We start from the raw sequence: 20,113 nt of genomic DNA, 5'->3' as shown, positions 1-20,113 counted from the left end.
AAACTTGCGTGGCTTTCGACTGGCCGGTTCCGTTGCCGCCGGAGGCATTAATGCACGCAACCTCAATCTGGTTGCTTCGCGCCTGAGTTTTTAAGACAAATCTCACCTACGGTGAAGCGCAGTCTTTGGGATATCCATAGCTCATCCGATTGGAGACGGCGCCTCAATTCCACAAAAAGCCAAATATTCGTTTCATTTTGTGGGGAAGTTCTTGACAGCTTTACGTTTGTGAGGAACTTTTCAGATCGGAAAGATGCTCAGCAGCAGGACCGGAGGGGGAATGACTGCGACGGCGGAAGACAGGATACATTCTCTCAGCATCTGGCGCGGCCCGATCGACATCGAACCGCTGGTGGGCGGCATTACCAATCGCAACTATCTGGTCGGCAATGATGGTCGCCGTTTCGTCGTGCGGCTTGGATCGGACATTCCCGTTCATCACATCAGCCGCACCAACGAGGTGGCCGCGAGCAGGGCGGCCCATGCAGCCGGTCTTTCACCTGCTGTGATCCATCACGAGCCCGGCATACTGGTGCTGGACTATATCGACGCAAGACCGCTATCGGCCGATGATATAAGAGAGCCGGCCACGATGAGCCGGGTCGTGCCGCTCGTCCAGTCCTGTCATCGGGATGTCGCCAGGCATTTTCGCGGACCGGCGGCTATCTTCTGGGTCTTTCATGTGGTCAGGGACTATGCGGCTTTCCTGGAGGCTGGCGGCAGTCGCCACAAGCCGAGGCTGTGTTCCTTTCTTGAGATCGCCGAGCGGCTCGAACGCGAAGCCGGTCCTTTCGAAATCGCCTTCGGACACAACGATCTGCTGGCGGCGAATTTCCTTGATGATGGCAAGCGGCTCTGGCTGATCGATTGGGATTATGCCGGCTTCAACACGCCGCTTTTCGATCTTGGTGGCCTTGCCTCCAACAATGAATTCTCCAAGACGCAGGAAGAGGCGATGCTGGAGGCCTATTTCGAGGCTCCTGTCAGCAATGATCTGCGCCGGCGCTATCAGGCGATGAAATGTGCTTCGCTCCTGCGCGAGACGATGTGGAGCATGGTTTCGGAAATCCATTCCGACATCGAATTCGATTATTCTTCCTATACAGCTGAAAATCTCAGGCGCTTCGAGAGCGCGTGGCAGGATTTTTGCAATTCTTGAGGTGACGTCATGAAGGAACTGCCGGCTACAGCAAAGACCGTCGTCATCGGCGGCGGCATCATCGGCTGCTCGACGGCCTACCATCTCGGCAAGCTCGGCTTCACCGATACCGTGCTTCTGGAGCGCAAGAAGCTGACCTCGGGCACGACCTTCCACGCCGCCGGCCTCGTCGGCCAGTTGCGCACCAGCGCCAATATCACGCAGATGCTCGGCTACTCCGTCGATCTCTACAAGAAGCTCGAGGCCGAGACTGGGCTTGCCACCGGCTGGAAGATGAATGGGGGGTTGCGGCTTGCCTGCAACGAGGAGCGCTGGACCGAAGTGAAGCGGCAGGCGACGACGGCGCAATCCTTCGGCCTGCAAATGCACCTGCTGACGCCGCAGGAAGCGCTCGATCTCTGGCCGCTGATGGATGTCGACGACCTCGTCGGCGCCGCCTTCCTGCCGACGGACGGACAGGCCAATCCCTCCGACATCACCCAGGCGCTGGCAAAGGGCGCCCGCATGAGCGGTGTGTCGATCTTCGAGGATATCGAAGTTCTCGATCTGGAGATGGACAAGGGCCGGATCCGTGCCGTCATCACCGAGAAAGGCCGCATAGAATGCGAGCGCGTCGTCGTCTGCGCCGGGCAGTGGACGCGGAGCTTTGCCGCCCGTTTCGGCGTCAATGTGCCGCTGGTCTCCGTCGAGCATCAGTATCTCATCACCGAATCCTTCGGCGTGCCTTCCAACCTGCCGACGCTGCGCGATCCGGACCGGCTGACCTATTACAAGGAGGAGGTCGGCGGGCTTGTCATGGGCGGGTATGAGCCCAATCCCATCCCCTGGGCGCTCGACGGCATCCCGAAGGATTTCCATTACACCTTGCTCGACAGCAATTTCGACCATTTTGAGCAGATCATGGAGCAGGCGCTGGTGCGCGTACCGGCGCTGCAGACCGCCGGCATCAAGCAGCTGCTTTGTGGGCCGGAGAGCTTTACGCCTGATGGCAATTTCATTCTCGGCGAGGCGCCGGAGCTGAGGAATTTCTTCGTCGGCGCCGGCTTCAACGCCTTCGGCATCGCCTCTGCCGGCGGTGCCGGCATGGCGCTTGCCGAATGGGTAGCCAAGGGCGAGCCACCTTACGATCTCTGGCCGGTTGATATCAGGCGCTTCGGCCGTCCGCATTTCGATACTGACTGGGTGCGCACGCGCACGCTGGAGGCCTATGGCAAGCACTACACGATGGCCTGGCCTTTCGAGGAGCATTCCAGCGGCCGGCCCTGCCGCAAGTCGCCGCTCTACGATCGGCTGAAGGCGCAGGGTGCCTGCTTCGGCGAAAAGCTCGGCTGGGAGCGGCCGAACTGGTTTGCCGATCTTTTTGCCGGCGAGGAGCCGAAGGACGAATACACGTATGGACGGCAGAACTGGTTCGATGCCGTCGGCCGCGAGCATAAGGCGGTGCGCGAAGCGGCCGTCATTTTCGACCAGACCTCCTTCGCCAAATTCGTGCTGAAGGGCAGGGATGCCGAGGCGGCGATCTCATGGATCGCTTCCAACGACGTCGCCAAGCCTGTCGGCGCCTTGACCTATACCCAGATGCTCAACGATCGCGGCGGCATCGAATGTGACGTCACCGTTGCCCGCATTGCCGAGAACGAATTCTACATCACGACAGGCACCGGCTTCGCCACCCATGATTTCGATTGGATCGCCCGTAATATTCCATCCGACATGCATGCGGAGCTGGTGGATGTCACCTCCGCCTATTCCGTGCTGTCGCTGATGGGGCCGAAGTCGCGCGCGATATTGCAGGCCCTGACCTCGGCCGACGTTTCGAACGCCGCATTCCCCTTCGGCAAGGTGAAGACCGTCGGTATCGCCGGCTGCCCGGTACGGGCGCTGCGCATCACCTATGTCGGCGAACTTGGCTATGAGCTGCATGTGCCGGTGGAATATGCCGCTACCGTTTATGATGTGCTGATGGTGGCCGGGCGCGAGCACGGTCTCGTCAATGCCGGCTATCGCGCTATCGAGAGCTGCCGCCTGGAGAAGGGCTATCGCGCCTGGGGCTCGGATATCGGGCCGGATCATACGCCGGTCGAAGCCGGGCTTGCCTGGGCGGTGAAGACGAAGAAGGACATCGCATTCCGTGGGCGCGAGGCAATCGAGCGGCAGCTGGCCTTGGGCGTGAAGAAGATGCTCGCCTGTTTCGTGCCCGACGATCCCGAAATCGTGCTTCTCGGTCGCGAGACGATCTATCGAGACGGGCAGCGCGTCGGCTGGCTGTCAAGCGGCGGCTACGGCTACACGATCGGAAAGGCAATCGGCTATGGCTATGTCCGCGATCCCATAGGGGTGACCGAGGATTTCGTGCTTTCGGGGCGTTACGAGCTGGATGTCGCGCAGAGCCGCGTGCCGTGCCAGGTGTCGCTGAAGCCGCTTTATGATCCGCAGATGGTGCGGATCAAGGGGTGATTAATATGAGGCCTATCGCCTGCTCGGCAGTTCCCAGGCTCGATAAAGGTTATTCAGAGCCTTCGCCGTATGGCATTCTACCGTTGGCAACCCGGATTCCTGTAGGATTTTTGCGTATTTCGCGCCGCTGTTGCGGGTCTTCACGAGTATCCAGTGAATCATCTCCCATTTGATGCTGTCCTTGGCGCCCTCGAGATGTCCCGCTCGATCTGAGCGGTTGATCAGGGTCCGCTTGAGATAGCGGGAAAAGCGCAGCCAATGATTGGAAGTGATGAGGATGGCGCCGGTAGCGCGGGCGAAGCGCTGTGGCATGAGGCGCGAATAGTTGCCTTCCATGATCCACTGGTCGCCAAGAATTGCCGCGTCGTGAAGCGCAGCGAATTCCGCTTCAGGGCGTTGTTGCCAATCGGTATGAGGCAGATGATGGAGCTGATCGAGATGTACCGCCGGAAAACCCAACTTCTTGGAAAGGGCGACCGCCAGGGTTGATTTTCCGGCATTGGAAGGGCCGAGCACGACGATGCGCTCGCCAAGGGAATGCAAGGGAAGCATAAGACACCGGTCGGAAAATTGGGATGGTTTCCATTGGCGGAAGTGAGCGGCCTTGTCAACGCTTGCGTGTCCTGCTGCTTATTATACGTCATTTACGAGATAAGCCCGGAGGCAGGCTGCGGTATCTTAAAACCTGTGATCTCCCCATCCCAGCCCCAGCCATTTTCTTGACACGCCTGCTCTTTCATCCTCAATCGGCATGCTGACAACTGACGGAGGCCCGAGACGATGGCGGAAGCGAACATCAAGCTTGAGGAGAGCTGGAAAGAGGCGCTGTCGCAGGAGTTCGAAAGCCCTTACATGCAGCAGCTCAAATCTTTCCTTGTCGAGGAAAAGCAGCGCGGGAAAGTGATCTTTCCCCGTGGCAGCGAGTATTTCCGGGCGCTGGATCTGACGCCGCTTGATGAGGTGCAGGTCGTCATCCTCGGGCAGGATCCCTATCACGGTTTCGGCCAGGCGCACGGGCTCTGCTTCAGCGTGCGTCCCGGCGTGCGCATTCCGCCGTCGCTGGTCAATATCTATAAGGAACTGGAAACCGATCTCGGCATTCCGCCGGCTCGCCACGGCTTTCTGGAAAGTTGGGCAAAGCAGGGCGTGCTGCTGCTGAACAGCGTGCTGACCGTCGAGGAATCCCAGGCAGCATCGCATCAGGGCAAGGGCTGGGAGCGCTTCACCGATGCGGTCATCCGCAGAGTCAACGACGAATGCGACGGCGTCGTCTTCATGCTCTGGGGCTCCTACGCACAGAAGAAGGCTGCTTTTGTCGACACCGAGCGCCACCTGGTGCTGAAGGCGGCACATCCGTCGCCGCTCTCGGCCCATAACGGCTTCCTCGGCTGCCGGCATTTCTCCAAGGCAAATGCCTATCTGGTCGCGCATGGCCGGGATCCGATCGATTGGGCACTGCCAAGCAATCCGGAAGCTCAGTAAGGCTTCTGATCCCAGGGGTTGACGATTAAGGCGCCGGTGTCGTCGAAATCGCCGATGTTGCGAGTGACGACGATAAGGTCATGAACGATCGCCGTTGCCGCGATGAGCCCATCTGCGTCACCACGCGGTCGCTGTGCCGCGATACGCCCCCATTCGACCGCAATCTGATCGGTAATGGGAAGAATGCGATTGCGATGGTCGTGCCGGAGCTTGCGCAACCATTCCTCCAGATGTGTTGCGGTACGCGGGTCCGATTTTCGCTTGAGCGCAATCCCACGCATGATCTCTCCGAGTGTGATGACACTCAGATAAATGGTGGAGGGATCGACCGAGCGCAGCCACGCAATCGCTTGGGAATTGCCGCGCCGGAGTTCCGAGACGACGTTGGTATCGACGAGATACATCAGAAAAGGACATCCCGGCTTGGCGTTTTATCTCGCTTAGATACGGCTTCGGCTATTTCGTCGTCCCAAGCCGGCCCCGACAGCAGATCATCGGCAAGGCTCGGTTTGCCAGCCAGAAGTGCATCATAGTCTTCGGCAGACAGAACGACCGCCGCGGGTTCGCCGCGCAAGGTGACGATTTGCGGCCCTTCGCTACGTGCTTTCTGTACGACTTTGGAAAACTGATTCTTTGCATCCTGCAATGGCCAATTCATCGAACCCCCCGCTAGCTAGACTGTCTAGCTTAAAAGGTAATGCTGCTCCCGTTTGGAATCAAGACATGAAGGCGACATGGCCTTGGTGTGAACGATCAGAATTTATCGTTCACTCATTGAAGACAATCCGTTTGGCTATTGAGGGCTATCGAAACACGGCCGACAAGACCATCTTCTGCCCATGAGAAACGCCTGCCGGTGCAGGCGAGACAAGGGGTGTAAGATGCTTAACCAGATCAAAGGTCTTCACCACGTTACCTCGATGGCGGAAGACGCCCGGACCAACAACAAGTTCTTCACCGATACGCTCGGCCTTCGCCGGGTCAAGAAGACCGTGAATTTCGACGCTCCCGATGTCTATCACCTCTACTATGGTGACGAGATCGGCACGCCCGGTACGATCATGACCTACTTCCCGTTCCCGAAGATGGCGCGCGGTCGCCCGGGTACCGGCGAAGTCGGGAATACGGTCTATTCCGTTCCCGCAGGCTCCATCGGCTACTGGACTGAACGGCTTGGCCAGCGCGGTGTCGAAGGCCTGAAGGCCGACGAATCCTTCGGCCAGAAGCGCCTGCATTTTGCCGGCCCGGATGGCGATGGCTTCGCGCTTGTCGAGGTCAAGGACGATAAGCGTCAGCCCTGGACGCATGGTGGCATCGATGCCGAGCATGCCATCAGAGGCTTCCACTCCGTCGCCATGCGGCTCAGGGATGAAGGCGCAACGGCCGAGTTGTTGAAGTATATGGGCTACGAAGTCGTCGATACGCATGACGGCATCAAGCGGCTTGCCATTCCCGGCGGCAACGGCGCCGATTATGTCGACCTCGAAACCATGCCGAATATCAATCGGGCGCTGCCGGGCGCCGGCTCTGTCCACCATGTTGCGTTTGCCGTCGAGAACCGCGCAAAGCAGCTCGAGGTGCGCAAGGCGTTGATGGATACGGGCTATCAGGTGACGCCGGTCATCGATCGTGACTACTTCTGGGCGATTTATTTCCGCACGCCGGGCGGCGTGCTGTTCGAAGTCGCCACCAACGAACCCGGCTTCGACCGCGACGAGGATACGGCTCATCTCGGCGAGGCGCTGAAACTGCCGGAACAGCATGCGCATTTGCGTGGGCTGATCGAGCAGCATCTCGAACCGCTGGAAGGCTAAGCCAGGAGAGACATCATGACCGATACGACTTATGTGCACCGGCTGAAGGCCGGTGCACCCGGCAAGCCTATTTTCTTTACCCTCCATGGTACCGGCGGCGACGAAAACCAGTTCTTCGATTTCGCCAACCGCCTATTGCCGGACGCTACCATCGTCTCGCCGCGCGGCGATGTCTCGGAATATGGCGCGGCGCGCTTCTTTCGCCGAACGGGCGAGGGAGTCTATGACATGGCCGATCTTGCCCGCGCCACGGAAAAGATGGCGACCTATGTCTCGGAGCTGGCGGCGGAATACGGCGCATCGCAGGTACTTGGTCTGGGCTTTTCCAACGGTGCGAACATCCTTGCCAATGTTCTGATCGAGCGTGGCGATCTTTTCGACGCGGCCGTGCTGATGCATCCGCTGATCCCGTTCCAGCCAAAGGACAATGCAAAGCTGGAGGGCAAGCGCGTGCTGATTACCGCAGGCGAGCGCGATCCGATCGCACCTGCTCCGGTCACCAAGGCGCTTGCCGATTACTTTACGCGGCAGAATGCCGAGGTCACGCTCGAATGGCATCCAGGTGGCCACGATATCAGGCCTAACGAAATCGAGGCAATCCGCACTTTCCTGGCGCCCTACGCTTAGGACCTGCGCAAAACACCGGCTGCGCGGCAGAGATTTTGCCGCGCAGCCTGCTATTTGCCGATCAGGCGCATCATCGCCTTCGCTTGAGAGGCTGCCGCGAGTTTTCCCTTCTGGTCGATATAGTCCGTTCCGCAGAAGCGGTTGAGATTGGCAAAATCCATACTGTCCGGTTGGGCATGCCTTGTTTCGGCAATGACCATGCGCCAGGCGCAGCCGAGCATCCTGTCGGGTTGGATTGCCTGATCGCAGCCTGTGCTCAGGCATAAAGCGACATGTTTCTGTGCTCGGTACCCGCCCGATATGGCTTCCTCGTAATCGGCCTTCCAGCTATCGCGTGTATGTTCGCAGCGCGCCGGGTCGCTGCTCTGGCTGCATTGCACCGTCTTGTCGACATAGGTTTGCGCCGGCGGCCATAGCGGACCGTCGACCAGGCTGACGCAGCCGCACGCAAACAAGGTGGCCGACAGCAGGCGCAATTTGATTCTCCTTCGACGCGGACCGCCAGAACCGTAGAGCGATCACAAATATGTTCAAGATCAATATGATCCAGCCAATACCAATGGGTAGGTGGGCGTCTCCCGGTTGCCAGCCGGAAGGGGCGTGGCCTTCCTGCAACCCTTGCCATCTTCCGGTGTCCGCGACACGCAGCGACGCAAGCTTTGCTTGTAGGTATCATTGCCGCCCGCTAATGCTCTGCCGCTATAGGGTGGAGGATTTTCTATCGTGACGCTGGCGGAACAGCAGCAATACAGGCTGGGCGTGACTTATGTGGCGCTATCGGCGCTCGCCTGGTCGACCTCCGGCCTATTCGTGCGGGCGATCCATGCCGATCTCATGACCATTCTCTTTTGCCGCGGTATTGTCTCCGGTCTCGGCGTTTTCGCATTGTTCTTCTATATCGAGCGGCGCAACGCTTTTCGCATCCTGCGTTCCATGGGTGGTCCTTCGCTGGCGGCGACGATCTTTTCCACCGCCTCCATGATCAGCGGCATCGGCTCGATCTATTATACCTCGGTCGCCGATGCCATGGTCATCTATGCAACCGTGCCCTTTGTGACCGCGGGCGTCGCTTTCCTCTTCATCCGCGAGCGCCCGAATTTGCGGACGCTGATTGCGAGTGGCATTGCTTTTATCGGCGTACTCGTCATGCTTTCCGGCCATGCGAGCGATGGCGGCAGCTGGCTCGGCAAGGGGCTCGCCGCCATCATGACGCTGACGGTCGCCGCCCTTGCGGTGGTCATGCGCCAGCATCGCAATGTCCCGATGCTGCCGGCGATGGCGCTTTCCGCCTGGCTGTGTTCCTCCATTACCTTCTGGTTCGCCTCGCCCCTTTCGATCTCCGGTCAGGATCTCGGTCTGATCATCGCCTTCGGCATCATTCAGAACGCCATGGGCCTCAGCCTCTATACATTCGGCTCGCGGCTAGTGCCGGCCTCGGATGCGGCGCTGCTGACGGCGCTTGAGGTGCCGCTGACGCCACTGTGGGTCTGGATGGTGTTCGCCGAGCGTCCTTCGACGGCGACACTCATCGGCGGGCCGATCGTGCTTGCGGCACTTTTCGGGCATATCCTGTTGGAAATACGGCGGAATCGAGCGGTGACATTGCCTCCGGCCCACTGACCGACTTGCTCCTTCCATCACAAAATGCTGATATCGCTCCGGTCATCAGGAGTCGGAATCGATGAAAAAGGTCTTCAATCCCGCATCCGTCCGCCGCCCTTTCGGCAATTACAATCACGGCCTGCTGGTGCCGCCGGGCGCCAGCCTGCTGGTCACGTCCGGTCAGCTCGGCATTGGTGTCGACGATCGGATTCCGCCTGACGTTACCGGCCAGGCCGAGCTGTGTTTCAAGGCGATCGGTGCTATCCTCGAGGAGGCCGGCATGGGGTTTGCCGACGTCATCCGTATCGGCGGTTTCGTGACAACGCGCGAGGATTTTCCCGCCTACATGGCCGTGCGTGATCGCTATGTCCAAAATCCCGCGCCGGTCTCTACGCTGCTGATCGTCGGCGGGTTTACGCGGTCCGAGTTTCTGGTCGAGGTCGAGGTTACGGCGGCGAAGGTGATGTGATGACGGCCGGTCATCCCGAGCATTCGGCCGATCCGTCAATCCCCCGCATTCTGGGACTTTACGAGACACATCTGACGGTTGCCAATCTCCAGCGCTCCATCGCCTTCTATCGCGACGTCCTGAAGCTGGAGGTCGGGACGGTCATCGAGAGCAGGAATGTCGCCTTCCTTTGGATCGACGATAAACGCATGGGCATGCTCGGCCTTTGGGAAACGGGCAGCTCCCCTCTCAAGATGCGCCTTCATATCGCGTTCAGAACCTCTCTTGCCGATGTACTCGGCTCCGCCGCCGCATTGAAGGCTCGTGGCATTCAGCCGAAGGGTTTCAATGGCGAGCCGCTAGATGAGCCGGTCGTTGTCGGTTGGATGCCGGCCGTCTCGCAATATTTTTCGGATCCCGACGGACATTCGATCGAATTCATCCATGTCCTTGAGGAGGCGGCCGATCCGGATTTCGGCGTGAAGCCCTATTCGCAGTGGCTATCGCGGTCAAATCCGGCGGATTGACCGGGCACCGGCCGGACCTCCTTTTCAATCGGCTTTTCGTCGGCTTGCTTATGGTCTAAGCGAAAAGGATACGAGCTATACCTCTGATACGACCAGTTCCAGGGCAAGCAGAAGCATGGAAGACAAATATGACACAAAATATCTACGACGATCCGGGCTTCTTCGAGGGCTATAGCCGCCTGCAGCGTTCCATCAACGGGTTGGCGGGTGCGGCCGAATGGCCGGCGATCCGTGCCTTGATGCCGGATATGAAGGGCCTCGACGTCGTGGATCTCGGCTGTGGTTTCGGATGGTTCTGCCGCTGGGCCGCCGAGCAGGGAGCGGCCAGCGTATTGGGGCTTGATGTCTCGGAAAAAATGCTGGAACGCGCGCGAACGGAAACGGCGGATGCGCGGGTTCGCTATGATCGCGCCGATCTCGAGAAACTTCAGCTTCCCAAGGCGAGCTTCGATCTCGTCTACAGCTCGCTCGCTTTCCACTATATCGAGGATTTCGCCGGCCTTCTGGCGACCATCCGTCAAGCACTCAAACCGGGCGGGCGTCTGATCTTTTCGATCGAGCATCCAATCTATATGGCGCCGCGACGGCCGGAATGGCTCGATGATACCGAGGGTGGCAAGATCTGGCCGCTCAGCGCCTATCAGATCGAGGGACCGCGGGCGACGAACTGGCTCGCCGAGGGCGTCATCAAGCAGCATCGTACGATGGGCACGACGCTCAACCTTCTGATCAAGTCCGGCTTCATCATCGCCCATGTCGAAGAGTGGTCGCCCAGTGATGACGATCTCGCCGCGCATCCCGATTGGGCAATCGAGCGCGAGCGGCCGATGTTTCTCCTGATCTCCACCCGGACCTGAGGCATGCTTCAGCATGCCGTAGCGGTTCGGAAGGCTGAGCCGATCTCTTTTTCTTTTTGTTGATAGATTTTATAGAAAATTAATTGCTCGCAGAGGACTACTTCCGCAAAATGTCGTTTCTTGAGGGACATCCTTCCCGTCGATAATGTGAGGTTGTCGGCGCGATTTAGGGAAGAGTGCGATGAACATGAAAACCTCCGTGGCAATTGAGAAGGCGGTGCCTGTCGCCGATCCCGACATTGCGCGCACCGAGTTTCGCAATGCCATGGCGCGGATGGCGGCGGCGGTGAACATCGTCACGACCAATGGTCCCGCGGGGCTTGCCGGCTTTGCCGCAACCGCCGTCTGCAGCGTCACGGACAGCCCCCCGACCTTGCTCGTTTGCCTCAATCGCGGCGCTTCCGTTCATCCCGCCGTCACGCAAAACGGCGTGGTCTGTGTCAATGTGCTATCGGAAGCACATCAGGATCTGTCGCGGCTTTTCGGCGGCAAGACCCCGGTTGCCGAACGCTTTGCTGCGGCCGCATGGTCGGAACTCTCGACCGGCGCTCCGGTGCTGGAAGATGCTCTTGTCTCGTTCGATTGTCGCATCGTCCGTCAGGCCGATGGTGGTACGCATGACATCCTGCTCTGCGAAGTCGATGCCATCCGTCAACGTGACGAGGGACAGGGGCTTATCTATTTCGACCGGGCCTATCATCCTGCGGGTCAGGCTGAATAGGCTAGTTGTCCAAGCCTTTTCCGAAATTATCCATGCTGCCAAGGTCTTCGTCGTCTTGCGGCGAACAGGTCCGTTCACGCCAGAAAGTCTTCGATCGCCTTTAACACCAGAGCAGGATGCTCTCGGTGCGGCACATGCCCGGTATCCGGCATGATATAGACCGGACCACGCCCTGCCGCGATGCGGCACGGATGGGCTTCGGAGCCATATTCGTCGCGGTCTCCATGAATGGCGAGCACAGGACAATGAAGCCTTTCAAGTGCCGGATTGAGGACCCAACCGGCGCGTTCCGGAGCGAGCCAGGTGTCGATCCAGGCGTGCAGTACCCAGTCGGCCTTGCTGCCGTGATATTTGGCAAGCCGGGCGAAGGTTTCGGCCGATTTGAATTCCTGCTGCGCGATCCTGATGCCCTGAAGGGTCTTTTCCTCCACAAAAGCCTGGGCGGCGATGGTGATCACGGCGTGGCAGCTTTCGCCAAATCTTGCCCCCGCCTCCACCGCCATGCCGCCCCCGACGCTGTGCCCGCAGGCGACGAAGTCTCGAATGGACAATTGCTCGCAAAGAAGCGGTACGAAACGCTCGGCCTCCGATGCAATAAAATCCTGTGTCAGAAGATCGTCGCGAGCATCGGACCGGCCAAAGCCCAGCCGATCATAGGCGATGACCCGGCGACCAAGGGAATGGGCGAGTTGTTCCGGGAAATCCCGCCAGAGCCTGACGCATCCGAGAGAATCGTGAAACAGGATGATCGGTTGCAGCGATCTCAGGACGGTTGGCGTCCATGATTTGGCATAGAGGCGCCCGCCGGAGCTCTCGATCCAATGGTCCGTTTCAGCGATCTCTGCCATTTGGTCAGTAATTTTCCTGATACCACTCGACGAAGCGCTTTACGCCTTCATCGACTTCGATCTGCGGCTTGAATCCCGTCAGCGCCACCAAGAGATCCGGCACCGCATAGGTGTTGTGGACGTCTCCGGGCTGCATCGGCAGCATCTTGCGGATCGCCTTCTTGCCGAGCATCGTCTCGATCGTCTCGACGAATGTCATCAGCCCGACAGGCTGGCCGCCGCCGATATTCACGATCCGGAAAGGGGCATTCTTCGACAGCGTATCGATAACCGTTTCCGACACCACGCGGTTTTCCTCCGACGGCACGACGCCGATGAGGCGTACGATGCCTTCGACGAGATCGTCGATATAGGTGAAATCACGGCTCATCTTGCCTTCGCCGTAAATCTCGATCGGCCTGTCGTTCCTGATGGCGTCGACGAATTTGAACAGCGCCATGTCCGGACGGCCCCAGGGGCCGTAGACCGTGAAGAAACGGAAAACGGTCGTCGGCACGTTGAAGAGATGGGCGTAGCTGTGCGCCATCAGCTCCATGCTCTTCTTGGTCGCCGCATAGATCGTCATCTGCTCGTCGGCCTTGTCGCTTTCGGCAAAGGGGATCTTCTCGTTGGCGCCGTAGACGGAAGAGGTCGATGCCAACAGCAGGTGCTTCGGCTGCAGGTTTCTTGCCAGTTCCAGAATGTTGAACGAACCGACAAGGTTGGAATCGACGTAGGAACGCGGATTTTCGAGGCTGTAGCGGACACCCGCCTGGGCGGCGAGGTGGACGATCACGTCGGGCTCGGCGAGTTCGGCGGCATGATCCAGCGCCGCCTTGTCCTCCAGCATGCCTGTTACGGCCTTGAAACCGTTGGAACGCGCGAGGATGGCGGTGCGCTTCTCCTTGAGCCTGACATCGTAATAGGGCGTCATCCCGTCGAAGCCGACGACAAAATGGCCCTCGTCGAGCAGGCGCTTGGCAAGGTGGAATCCGATGAAGCCGGCAGTGCCGGTGATGAGATAACGCATAATCCCGCCCTACTTACAATGTTGCGTCGCTGGAAGGTCTGCCGACACTCGTATAGGCGAAGCCGTGCTTTGTGACCTCGTCATGGCGGTAGATGTTTCTGAGGTCGACGAGAACAGGTGCCTTCATGATGGATTTCAGCCGGGCAAAATCCAGCGCGCGAAACTGGTTCCATTCCGTCACGATGACGAGCGCGTCAGCATCGCGCGCGGCGCTGTAGGCATCCTCGGCATAGGCAATGTTGTCGATGACCAGGCGTGCGTTGTCCATGCCTTCGGGGTCGTAACCGGTGACCGTGGCGCCGGCATCCTGCAGTGTCTGGATGATCGAGATCGCCGGGCTGTCGCGCATATCGTCGGTGTTCGGCTTGAAGGTCAGGCCGAGGACCGCGATCGCTTTGCCCCTGATATCGCCGCCCATGGCCGCGATTACCTTGCGGCCCATGGCGCGCTTGCGGTTGTCGTTGATCGACACGGTGGTTTCGATCAGGCGCACGGGGCTATCGTAATCCTGCGCCGTCTTGGCAAGCGCCAGCGTATCCTTCGGGAAACACGAGCCGCCGTAACCCGGTCCGGCGTGCAGGAACTTCGGGCCGATGCGGCCGTCGAGGCCGATGCCGCGCGAGACCTCTTGCACATTGGCGCCGACCTTTTCGCAGAGATCGGCCATCTCGTTGATGAAGGTGATCTTCATGGCGAGGAAGGCGTTGGCCGCGTATTTGATCAGCTCGGACGTGCGGCGGGAGGTGAAGAGCAGCGGTGCCTGGTTGAGATAGAGCGGCCGGTAGACTTCGGTCATGACGCCGCGGGCGCGCTCGTCATTGAGGCCGATGACAATGCGGTCGGGACGCTTGAAATCCTCGATGGCGGCACCTTCGCGCAGGAATTCCGGATTGGAGACGATGGCGACATCTGCTTGCGGATTGGTTTCGCGCACGATGCGCTCCACTTCGTCGCCGGTGCCGACCGGTACGGTCGATTTGGTGACGATGACCGTGAAGCCTTTCACGTGCTCGGCGATCTCGCGGGCGGCGGCATGGACGTAGGAAAGGTCGGCATGGCCGTCGCCGCGCCGCGAAGGGGTGCCGACCGCGATGAAGACGACGTCGCTTGCAGCAACGCTCGCCTCCACTTCCGTCGTGAACGAGAGACGTCCGGCGCGGACATTGTCTGCCACCAGCTGCTCCAGGCCCGGCTCGAAGATCGGTATTTCGCCGCGCCGCAGTGCCTCGATCTTGCTCGTGTCCTTGTCGACGCAAATGACATCATGGCCGAAATCGGCAAAGCAAACACCTGACACAAGCCCCACATAACCCGAGCCGATCATCGTGATGCGCATGAAATTTCAATCCTTTTGCTGGCGCCGGGCTTCGCATAAAAACGCAAAGGCGGCATGGGCGATTGTCTGCGCTTATACACAGGATCGCAGGTGACGCCTATATGCGATGCCGGGTTTAGTAGGATTGCGACAGAAGTGTCACAAAAGCTTGGTTGATTTCCTGCCGTCCTATTCGCGTGATCGCCTTGCTTTCCAAGTGAAACGAAGCCTTTGCACTTTAAGCTTATCCTCCCGTTGCTTGTGATTGGCAGCATGTTGTCACATGATGAATTTGGGCGCGGTCGTTCCACAGGGGCGGCGGTGTAGTGGGCGGTTCGGGACTATTGTATGAAATCGACTTTTGCCGTGCGGACAATGCGGGCTGGCGAGCTGGAGCTTGCTCTGGAATGGGCTCGGCAAGAAGGATGGAATCCCGGTATTGACGATGCGCTCGCCTTCTGGGAGGCAGACCCTGCCGGCTTTCTCATCGGCGCCATCGGCGAGGTGCCTGTCGGTTGCATATCCGTCGTTCGTTATGGTGAGGCTTTCGCTTTTCTTGGCCTTTACATACTGCATCCGGAGTTGCGTGGGCGGGGATACGGCAAGCAGCTCTGGAACAAGGGCATGATGCTTGCCGGCAATCGCATTGTCGGGCTGGATGGGGTCGTCGCGCAGCAGGAAAACTACCGGCGGCACGGTTTTGAGATGGCCTATCGGACGCTCCGCTATGGCGGCATCCCCAAAGTGCCTGAGGTGGGCGAACAACAGGCAAGGCAGGTGGTGCCGGTCGCGGACGGCAAGCTCGAAGCGCTGGTGCATTATGATGCGGAAATTTTCCCCGGCTTGCGACATTCCTTCATCCGGGCCTGGTGCGGTGCTCCCCAAAGGCGTGCATCCTTCATCGTCGGCGGCGGTAGCAGGGTTCGCGGTTATGGCACGATCCGCCGCTGTTTCGAGGGTTACAAGATCGGTCCATTATTTGCCAACAAGCCGGAGGTCGCGCTGGCATTGATGAGCAAGCTGCTCGCCAAGACCAATGGGCAGCCCGTCTATCTTGACGTGCCGGTCGATAATATCCAGGCGATCCGCCTTGCGGAAGAGTGCGGTCTGTCTCCGGTGTTCGAGACGGCGCGCATGTATCGCGGCAAGGCGCCGGAAATCCCGCTCGATCGCGTGTTCGGTGTCACAACGCTCGAGCTTGGTTAGCTGCTCTTGATCCAGTGCCGCATGGGCCGGACGATGGCGTTGTCCTGGTGGCAAACCGGTTTTTGATGAGCGAGGATCGCCTCCTGAGAGGGGTGTTGAAAGGCCTTCGGAACTGCGACAGGGGAAAATTCCTGTTGGAGGCGCTGATTCGTCATGCAAAAAGCCGAATCTCCTGAGACAACAGGGTCGCTTTCCCAAAAACAAAGCTTTATAGATGCGCGGGTTTGAGCAAGGCGCGCCGCCGCGCGCAGGAAGCGGGAATGGATAAATGACGAATGTTGTAGTGATCGGCTCGCAATGGGGTGACGAAGGCAAGGGCAAGATTGTCGACTGGCTTTCGGAACGCGCCGATGTGATTGTACGCTTTCAGGGCGGCCATAATGCCGGTCATACGCTTGTCGTCGATGGCGTCAGCTACAAGCTCGCGCTTTTGCCTTCCGGCCTGGTGCGCGGCAAGCTCAGCGTCATCGGCAACGGGGTCGTGGTCGATCCTCATCACTTCGTCGCCGAAGTGGAAAAGCTGCGCGCCCAGGGCGTTGCCGTTACGCCTGATGTGCTTCGCATCGCCGAGAATGCGCCCTTGATCCTGTCGCTGCATCGCGATCTGGATGCCATGCGCGAAGATGCCGCTTCCAATAGCGGCACGAAGATCGGCACCACGCGCCGCGGCATCGGCCCGGCCTATGAGGACAAGGTCGGTCGCCGCGCCATTCGCGTCATCGACCTTGCCGAGCCGGAAACGCTGCCGGCCAAGATCGACCGGCTGCTGACGCATCACAATGCGCTGCGCCGCGGCATGGGCGTCGATGAAATCTCCTTCGACGCCTTGCACAACGAGCTGAGCTCCGTTGCCGAGCATATACTTCCCTATATCGACCAGGTCTGGCGCCTGCTCGACGAGCAGCGCAAGGCCGGCGCCCGCATCCTCTTCGAAGGTGCGCAGGGTGCATTGCTGGACAATGACCACGGCACCTATCCCTTCGTGACCTCGTCCAACACGGTTGCCGGCCAGGCGGCCGCCGGTTCGGGCCTCGGTCCGACGGCGCTCGGCTATGTGCTTGGCATCACCAAGGCCTATACGACCCGCGTCGGCGAGGGGCCGTTCCCCTGCGAATTGCATGACGAGATCGGCAAACACCTGTCGACGGTCGGTCGCGAAGTGGGCGTCAATACCGGCCGTCCGCGCCGTTGCGGCTGGTTCGACGCCGTGCTGGTACGCCAGACGGTGAAGACCTCGGGGATCACGGGGATCGCGCTCACCAAGCTCGACGTTCTCGATGGCTTGGACGAGCTGAAGATCTGCGTCGGCTACAAGCTCGACGGCAAGGAAATCGATTACCTGCCGGCAAGCCAGGCAGCGCAGGCCCGCGTTGAGCCGATCTACATCACGCTCGAGGGCTGGAAGGAATCGACCGTCGGCGCTCGTAAGTGGGCCGATCTGCCGGCGCAGGCGATCAAATATGTGCGTCAGGTGGAAGAGCTGATCGGTGCGCCGGTGGCTCTGCTTTCGACCAGCCCGGAGCGCGAGGACACCATACTTGTGACTGACCCCTTTGAGGGCTAAAGTTGCGTATCTATGACGAATCCCGGCCCGGCTGCACACCGGGCATCATGAGAAAGTACTGATGGCGGATTTTGTAGCAGTTATTCGACGGGCCGTTGACGGCCTGACGGACAATACTCCCGAGATGCGGGTCAAGGTTTACGATCGAGCTCGCGGTGCCGTGCAACGGCAGCTCGAGAGCATGAAGCCGCGCCCGCCTGAGGAAATGCTGCGCCGCCAGCTCGACAAGCTCGAGGCCGCGATCGTCGAGGTCGAGGCCGAACATGCCGAGGCCCTGCCGGGCGGCGAGGAGCCGCCGATTGCCGAAGCGCCCGCGCCGCATGAAGAGGCTGCTGCCGAGTCCGTTCAGGACCATCATGCGGCCGAGGAAGTACACGCGGAAGAGCCTGCGCCAACTCCCGCCGAGGCGCACGTCCCTGAAGAACCCAGCGTTGCGCAAGCCGAGCACGAGCAGCATGTCCATGAGGAGCCGGCCGCACCTGTCGAGCCGGATCATGCGCATGAGCACCAGCCGGTAGAGGAATGGCGGGAACCGCATCACGAAGAGGAGCCCTATGCTCCGGCCGCTGAACATGCCGGCGTCGAACACCATGCCGAAGTTCACGAGGAGCCGGCTCCTGAGCCGGTTTCTCATGAAGAGCCGAAAGGTGAAGGCAACGAACCCCAGCCAGAAGCGGCACCGGCAGTCGCTGCCGAGCCTGCCCCCGCGCCGCGCGTGCCGCTGCCGGCTGACGATGTCATAAGCCAGGTTGAGCAGATCTGGGCGGAGGTGGATGCTCCGGCTTCCCATACTGCGTCCCAGCCGGCCGTCTCCCGCCACAACGAGCCGGTCATGCCGGCCGCAGCCTTTGCGGAAGCACCCTTCGGTCAGCCTGTCGAGGGACCTGTCAACGCGAAGGCAGCAGCCACCAACACCGGCTTTGCCTGGGATGCGGATGTCTTCGAGGAAATGCAGCCCGCACCTGCTGCTCCTAACCCGGCGCAGCAGTCGGCTCGGCAGATGCCGGAAAATGCCTTCGACGATGTCGATCTCTTTGAGGATGTGCATCCGTCCAGGAAGACGGCGTCCGAGGCCGATGCTGCCAATGACGGCTGGCGCGAGCTCAAGGAGCTTGCGGGTTTCGACAAGCGTGCTGAAGACGAACGAGGCGGCGGCGCTGCTGTTCCGCCCGATCTCGATCAGGCGATGGCAGCGAAGCTACAGGGCCGCAGCTTCCGCATGGAGCCGAAGCGCCGTCGTATCAATGTCACCGGCATCATCGTCACGCTCGTCGGCCTCGCAGTCGTGGGAGGTGGCGGTTACGCAGCCTGGCTGAATCGCGATGCGCTCAACAACATGGTGACGAAGCTCGTCAGTTCCGCTCCGAAGAATGCGGCGACACCTGCGACTTCGGATACGGCAAGCAGCAATGCACCGAGCAACGGCAACGCTGCAGTTCCCGCCCGGCAGGCGGCTGCGCCGCAGCAGACCAATACGGCCGCTCAGCAGCCGGCAGGCGCCGGCAATACGGATGTTGCGGCTTTGGGCAGCGACCCGAATACGGTCAATACCAAATTCACCCAGCGTCTTCTGGCCAATGGCACAGAAGAGGACGAAGGGCCGGCTCCGAACGGGCAGCCCGGCGTCGTGGAAGGCAAGTCCGTAGCCGAGCAGAATGTTGCCTCTGCAGCACCTGCCGCCGCGGCAACGCCGCCGGCCGCCAACAATGCCGGCACCGCTGCTCCGCAGGCCCAGGCGCCTGCAACTGCCGCGCCGAATACACCATCCGCCTCGACGAATCAGCAGGTACCCGCTGCCAACCAGCAACAACAGGCGACCGCCAACCAGCCGCCGCCCGTGACGCAGCAGACCGCTCCGGCAACCGATGGACAGAAGGTTTTCCTCTACGAAGAGCGCCTCGGCCAGACGTCGCCCACGGCTTTCCAGGGCACGGTCACCTGGTCACTGCAGGAAGGCAAGGGGTCTGACGGCCGGCCTGAGCCTTCGGTGCAGGGTCTCATCACTGTCCCGGATCGCGGCTTGACCGCGACGATCACGGTATCGCGGAATTCGGACTCCTCGCTTCCGGCTAGCCATCTGATCGAGCTTGCCTTCCAGGTGCCGCCGAATTTCGAAGGCGGGGCGATCGATAACGTCCAGCGCGTTGCGTTGAAGGCGACCGAGCAGGATCGCGGCGATGCTTTGATCGCGGTACCGGCCAAAGTGACCGACGATGTCTACATGGTCGCGCTCAACGATTTTCCGGATGCACGCAAGACCAATCTCGATCTTTTGAAGAGCCGCAACTGGATCGATATTCCGGTGGTCTATCGCAATGGCCGTCGCGCGCTTCTGACCATGGAAAAGGGGCCGACCGGTACGGATGCCTTCAACAAGGCGATTGCAGAGTGGCAGGCTCTCGGCGGCGTTGCCTCAAGCGGCCAGTAAACCAACCGGGCATCGATGATATGCAAAAGGCGGGCTCCAGGCCCGCCTT

At 60.2% G+C, this 20,113-nt stretch carries 20 protein-coding genes; 13 read left to right on the top strand and 7 right to left on the bottom strand.

The features are described 5' to 3' along the window. Positions 1 to 280: 280 nt before the first annotated feature. Both I8E17_RS12070 and I8E17_RS12065 read left to right on the top strand, forming a co-directional pair. On the top strand, positions 281 to 1,159 hold the full coding sequence (locus I8E17_RS12070; RefSeq protein WP_069611746.1) for a choline/ethanolamine kinase family protein: 879 nt from the start codon (positions 281 to 283) through the stop codon (positions 1,157 to 1,159). A 9-nt stretch (positions 1,160 to 1,168) separates the two neighbouring features. Beyond that, positions 1,169 to 3,616 (top strand): FAD-dependent oxidoreductase, encoded by a 2,448-nt coding sequence (locus I8E17_RS12065; RefSeq protein WP_069611745.1) that lies wholly within the window; start codon positions 1,169 to 1,171, stop codon positions 3,614 to 3,616. A gap of 12 nt (positions 3,617 to 3,628) precedes the next feature. Here I8E17_RS12065 and I8E17_RS12060 read toward each other — a convergent pair whose 3' ends face one another. Next, positions 3,629 to 4,168 carry an AAA family ATPase gene (locus I8E17_RS12060; protein ID WP_069611744.1) on the bottom strand — a complete coding sequence of 180 codons (540 nt, stop codon included), beginning with the start codon at positions 4,166 to 4,168 and terminating at the stop codon, positions 3,629 to 3,631. Between the two features lie 228 nt (positions 4,169 to 4,396). Between I8E17_RS12060 and ung the strand changes: the two genes are divergently transcribed. Beyond that, a complete protein-coding gene (gene ung, locus I8E17_RS12055) occupies positions 4,397 to 5,098 on the top strand; it encodes a uracil-DNA glycosylase (protein WP_069611743.1) in 702 nt (233 codons plus the stop codon). On the opposite strand, the gene I8E17_RS12050 is transcribed toward ung, so the two are convergent. Beyond that, positions 5,092 to 5,502 carry a type II toxin-antitoxin system VapC family toxin gene (locus I8E17_RS12050; protein ID WP_113366625.1) on the bottom strand — a complete coding sequence of 137 codons (411 nt, stop codon included), beginning with the start codon at positions 5,500 to 5,502 and terminating at the stop codon, positions 5,092 to 5,094. The two genes, ung and I8E17_RS12050, sit on opposite strands and share 7 nt — an antisense overlap. Then, positions 5,502 to 5,756 carry a type II toxin-antitoxin system Phd/YefM family antitoxin gene (locus I8E17_RS12045; protein ID WP_069611741.1) on the bottom strand — a complete coding sequence of 85 codons (255 nt, stop codon included), beginning with the start codon at positions 5,754 to 5,756 and terminating at the stop codon, positions 5,502 to 5,504. The genes I8E17_RS12050 and I8E17_RS12045 overlap by 1 nt, the downstream gene beginning before the upstream one ends. 223 nt (positions 5,757 to 5,979) lie before the next feature. On the opposite strand from I8E17_RS12045, the gene I8E17_RS12040 reads away from it, so the two are divergent. Both I8E17_RS12040 and I8E17_RS12035 read left to right on the top strand, forming a co-directional pair. Continuing rightward, entirely contained in the window at positions 5,980 to 6,912 is a 933-nt protein-coding gene (locus I8E17_RS12040) for a VOC family protein (protein ID WP_069611740.1), read from the top strand. Between the two features lie 15 nt (positions 6,913 to 6,927). Continuing rightward, positions 6,928 to 7,539 (top strand): alpha/beta hydrolase, encoded by a 612-nt coding sequence (locus tag I8E17_RS12035; protein WP_069611739.1) that lies wholly within the window; start codon positions 6,928 to 6,930, stop codon positions 7,537 to 7,539. 50 nt (positions 7,540 to 7,589) lie between these two features. Here the strand turns inward: I8E17_RS12035 and I8E17_RS12030 are convergent, their stop codons facing one another. Continuing rightward, on the bottom strand, positions 7,590 to 8,015 hold the full coding sequence (locus tag I8E17_RS12030) for a hypothetical protein (protein ID WP_069611738.1): 426 nt from the start codon (positions 8,013 to 8,015) through the stop codon (positions 7,590 to 7,592). Between the two features lie 247 nt (positions 8,016 to 8,262). Between I8E17_RS12030 and I8E17_RS12025 the strand changes: the two genes are divergently transcribed. The 5 genes from I8E17_RS12025 (at position 8,263) to I8E17_RS12005 (ending at position 11,694) form a co-directional block, all read left to right on the top strand. Beyond that, a complete protein-coding gene (locus I8E17_RS12025; protein WP_069611737.1) occupies positions 8,263 to 9,159 on the top strand; it encodes a DMT family transporter in 897 nt (298 codons plus the stop codon). A 61-nt stretch (positions 9,160 to 9,220) separates the two neighbouring features. Next, entirely contained in the window at positions 9,221 to 9,610 is a 390-nt protein-coding gene (locus I8E17_RS12020; RefSeq protein WP_069611736.1) for a RidA family protein, read from the top strand. Further along, on the top strand, positions 9,610 to 10,116 hold the full coding sequence (locus I8E17_RS12015; protein WP_069611735.1) for a VOC family protein: 507 nt from the start codon (positions 9,610 to 9,612) through the stop codon (positions 10,114 to 10,116). The genes I8E17_RS12020 and I8E17_RS12015 overlap by 1 nt, the downstream gene beginning before the upstream one ends. Before the next feature lie 128 nt (positions 10,117 to 10,244). Further along, positions 10,245 to 10,973, top strand: a complete 729-nt coding sequence (locus I8E17_RS12010; RefSeq protein ID WP_069611734.1) for a class I SAM-dependent methyltransferase — start codon at positions 10,245 to 10,247, stop codon at positions 10,971 to 10,973. A gap of 181 nt (positions 10,974 to 11,154) precedes the next feature. Next, positions 11,155 to 11,694 (top strand): flavin reductase, encoded by a 540-nt coding sequence (locus tag I8E17_RS12005; RefSeq protein WP_069611733.1) that lies wholly within the window; start codon positions 11,155 to 11,157, stop codon positions 11,692 to 11,694. A 74-nt stretch (positions 11,695 to 11,768) separates the two neighbouring features. On the opposite strand, the gene I8E17_RS12000 is transcribed toward I8E17_RS12005, so the two are convergent. Genes I8E17_RS12000 through I8E17_RS11990 form a run of 3 tightly spaced genes read right to left on the bottom strand, consistent with a single transcriptional unit; the run spans position 11,769 to position 14,887 of the window. Then, complete coding sequence (locus tag I8E17_RS12000; RefSeq protein WP_069611732.1) at positions 11,769 to 12,542, bottom strand: alpha/beta hydrolase; 774 nt, start codon at positions 12,540 to 12,542, stop codon at positions 11,769 to 11,771. 4 nt (positions 12,543 to 12,546) lie between these two features. Beyond that, positions 12,547 to 13,551: an NAD-dependent epimerase gene (locus I8E17_RS11995; RefSeq protein WP_069611731.1), complete on the bottom strand. Its 1,005-nt coding sequence runs from the start codon at positions 13,549 to 13,551 to the stop codon at positions 12,547 to 12,549. A 13-nt stretch (positions 13,552 to 13,564) separates the two neighbouring features. Then, positions 13,565 to 14,887: a UDP-glucose/GDP-mannose dehydrogenase family protein gene (locus I8E17_RS11990; protein WP_069611730.1), complete on the bottom strand. Its 1,323-nt coding sequence runs from the start codon at positions 14,885 to 14,887 to the stop codon at positions 13,565 to 13,567. Between the two features lie 327 nt (positions 14,888 to 15,214). Between I8E17_RS11990 and I8E17_RS11985 the strand changes: the two genes are divergently transcribed. From I8E17_RS11985 to I8E17_RS11975, 3 genes are all read left to right on the top strand, one after another. Continuing rightward, positions 15,215 to 16,072, top strand: a complete 858-nt coding sequence (locus I8E17_RS11985; protein ID WP_069611729.1) for a GNAT family N-acetyltransferase — start codon at positions 15,215 to 15,217, stop codon at positions 16,070 to 16,072. Between the two features lie 268 nt (positions 16,073 to 16,340). After that, on the top strand, positions 16,341 to 17,636 hold the full coding sequence (locus I8E17_RS11980) for an adenylosuccinate synthase (protein ID WP_069611728.1): 1,296 nt from the start codon (positions 16,341 to 16,343) through the stop codon (positions 17,634 to 17,636). Between the two features lie 61 nt (positions 17,637 to 17,697). Then, positions 17,698 to 20,064, top strand: a complete 2,367-nt coding sequence (locus I8E17_RS11975) for a hypothetical protein (protein ID WP_069611727.1) — start codon at positions 17,698 to 17,700, stop codon at positions 20,062 to 20,064. Positions 20,065 to 20,113: the final 49 nt, after the last annotated feature.

Origin of the sequence: Rhizobium sp. AB2/73, assembly GCF_020871915.1 — a bacterium.
Lineage (GTDB): Bacteria > Pseudomonadota > Alphaproteobacteria > Rhizobiales > Rhizobiaceae > Rhizobium > Rhizobium dioscoreae.
This window is presented reverse-complemented; position numbering and strand designations above follow the sequence as displayed.

What these genes read in the sequence shown, in the direction of transcription:
- I8E17_RS12005 (WP_069611733.1), top strand. Translation starts at nt 11,155, where the DNA reads ATGAACATGAAAACCTCCGTGGCAATTGAGAAGGCGGTGCCTGTCGCC.
- I8E17_RS12015 (WP_069611735.1), top strand. Translation starts at nt 9,610, where the DNA reads ATGACGGCCGGTCATCCCGAGCATTCGGCCGATCCGTCAATCCCCCGC.
- I8E17_RS12020 (WP_069611736.1), top strand. Translation starts at nt 9,221, where the DNA reads ATGAAAAAGGTCTTCAATCCCGCATCCGTCCGCCGCCCTTTCGGCAAT.
- I8E17_RS12045 (WP_069611741.1), bottom strand. Translation starts at nt 5,756, where the DNA reads ATGAATTGGCCATTGCAGGATGCAAAGAATCAGTTTTCCAAAGTCGTA.
- I8E17_RS11980 (WP_069611728.1), top strand. Translation starts at nt 16,341, where the DNA reads ATGACGAATGTTGTAGTGATCGGCTCGCAATGGGGTGACGAAGGCAAG.
- I8E17_RS12040 (WP_069611740.1), top strand. Translation starts at nt 5,980, where the DNA reads ATGCTTAACCAGATCAAAGGTCTTCACCACGTTACCTCGATGGCGGAA.
- I8E17_RS12060 (WP_069611744.1), bottom strand. Translation starts at nt 4,168, where the DNA reads ATGCTTCCCTTGCATTCCCTTGGCGAGCGCATCGTCGTGCTCGGCCCT.
- ung (WP_069611743.1), top strand. Translation starts at nt 4,397, where the DNA reads ATGGCGGAAGCGAACATCAAGCTTGAGGAGAGCTGGAAAGAGGCGCTG.
- I8E17_RS12035 (WP_069611739.1), top strand. Translation starts at nt 6,928, where the DNA reads ATGACCGATACGACTTATGTGCACCGGCTGAAGGCCGGTGCACCCGGC.
- I8E17_RS11985 (WP_069611729.1), top strand. Translation starts at nt 15,215, where the DNA reads ATGAAATCGACTTTTGCCGTGCGGACAATGCGGGCTGGCGAGCTGGAG.
- I8E17_RS12010 (WP_069611734.1), top strand. Translation starts at nt 10,245, where the DNA reads ATGACACAAAATATCTACGACGATCCGGGCTTCTTCGAGGGCTATAGC.
- I8E17_RS12000 (WP_069611732.1), bottom strand. Translation starts at nt 12,542, where the DNA reads ATGGCAGAGATCGCTGAAACGGACCATTGGATCGAGAGCTCCGGCGGG.
- I8E17_RS11975 (WP_069611727.1), top strand. Translation starts at nt 17,698, where the DNA reads ATGGCGGATTTTGTAGCAGTTATTCGACGGGCCGTTGACGGCCTGACG.
- I8E17_RS12050 (WP_113366625.1), bottom strand. Translation starts at nt 5,502, where the DNA reads ATGTATCTCGTCGATACCAACGTCGTCTCGGAACTCCGGCGCGGCAAT.
- I8E17_RS12070 (WP_069611746.1), top strand. Translation starts at nt 281, where the DNA reads ATGACTGCGACGGCGGAAGACAGGATACATTCTCTCAGCATCTGGCGC.
- I8E17_RS11995 (WP_069611731.1), bottom strand. Translation starts at nt 13,551, where the DNA reads ATGCGTTATCTCATCACCGGCACTGCCGGCTTCATCGGATTCCACCTT.
- I8E17_RS12065 (WP_069611745.1), top strand. Translation starts at nt 1,169, where the DNA reads ATGAAGGAACTGCCGGCTACAGCAAAGACCGTCGTCATCGGCGGCGGC.
- I8E17_RS11990 (WP_069611730.1), bottom strand. Translation starts at nt 14,887, where the DNA reads ATGCGCATCACGATGATCGGCTCGGGTTATGTGGGGCTTGTGTCAGGT.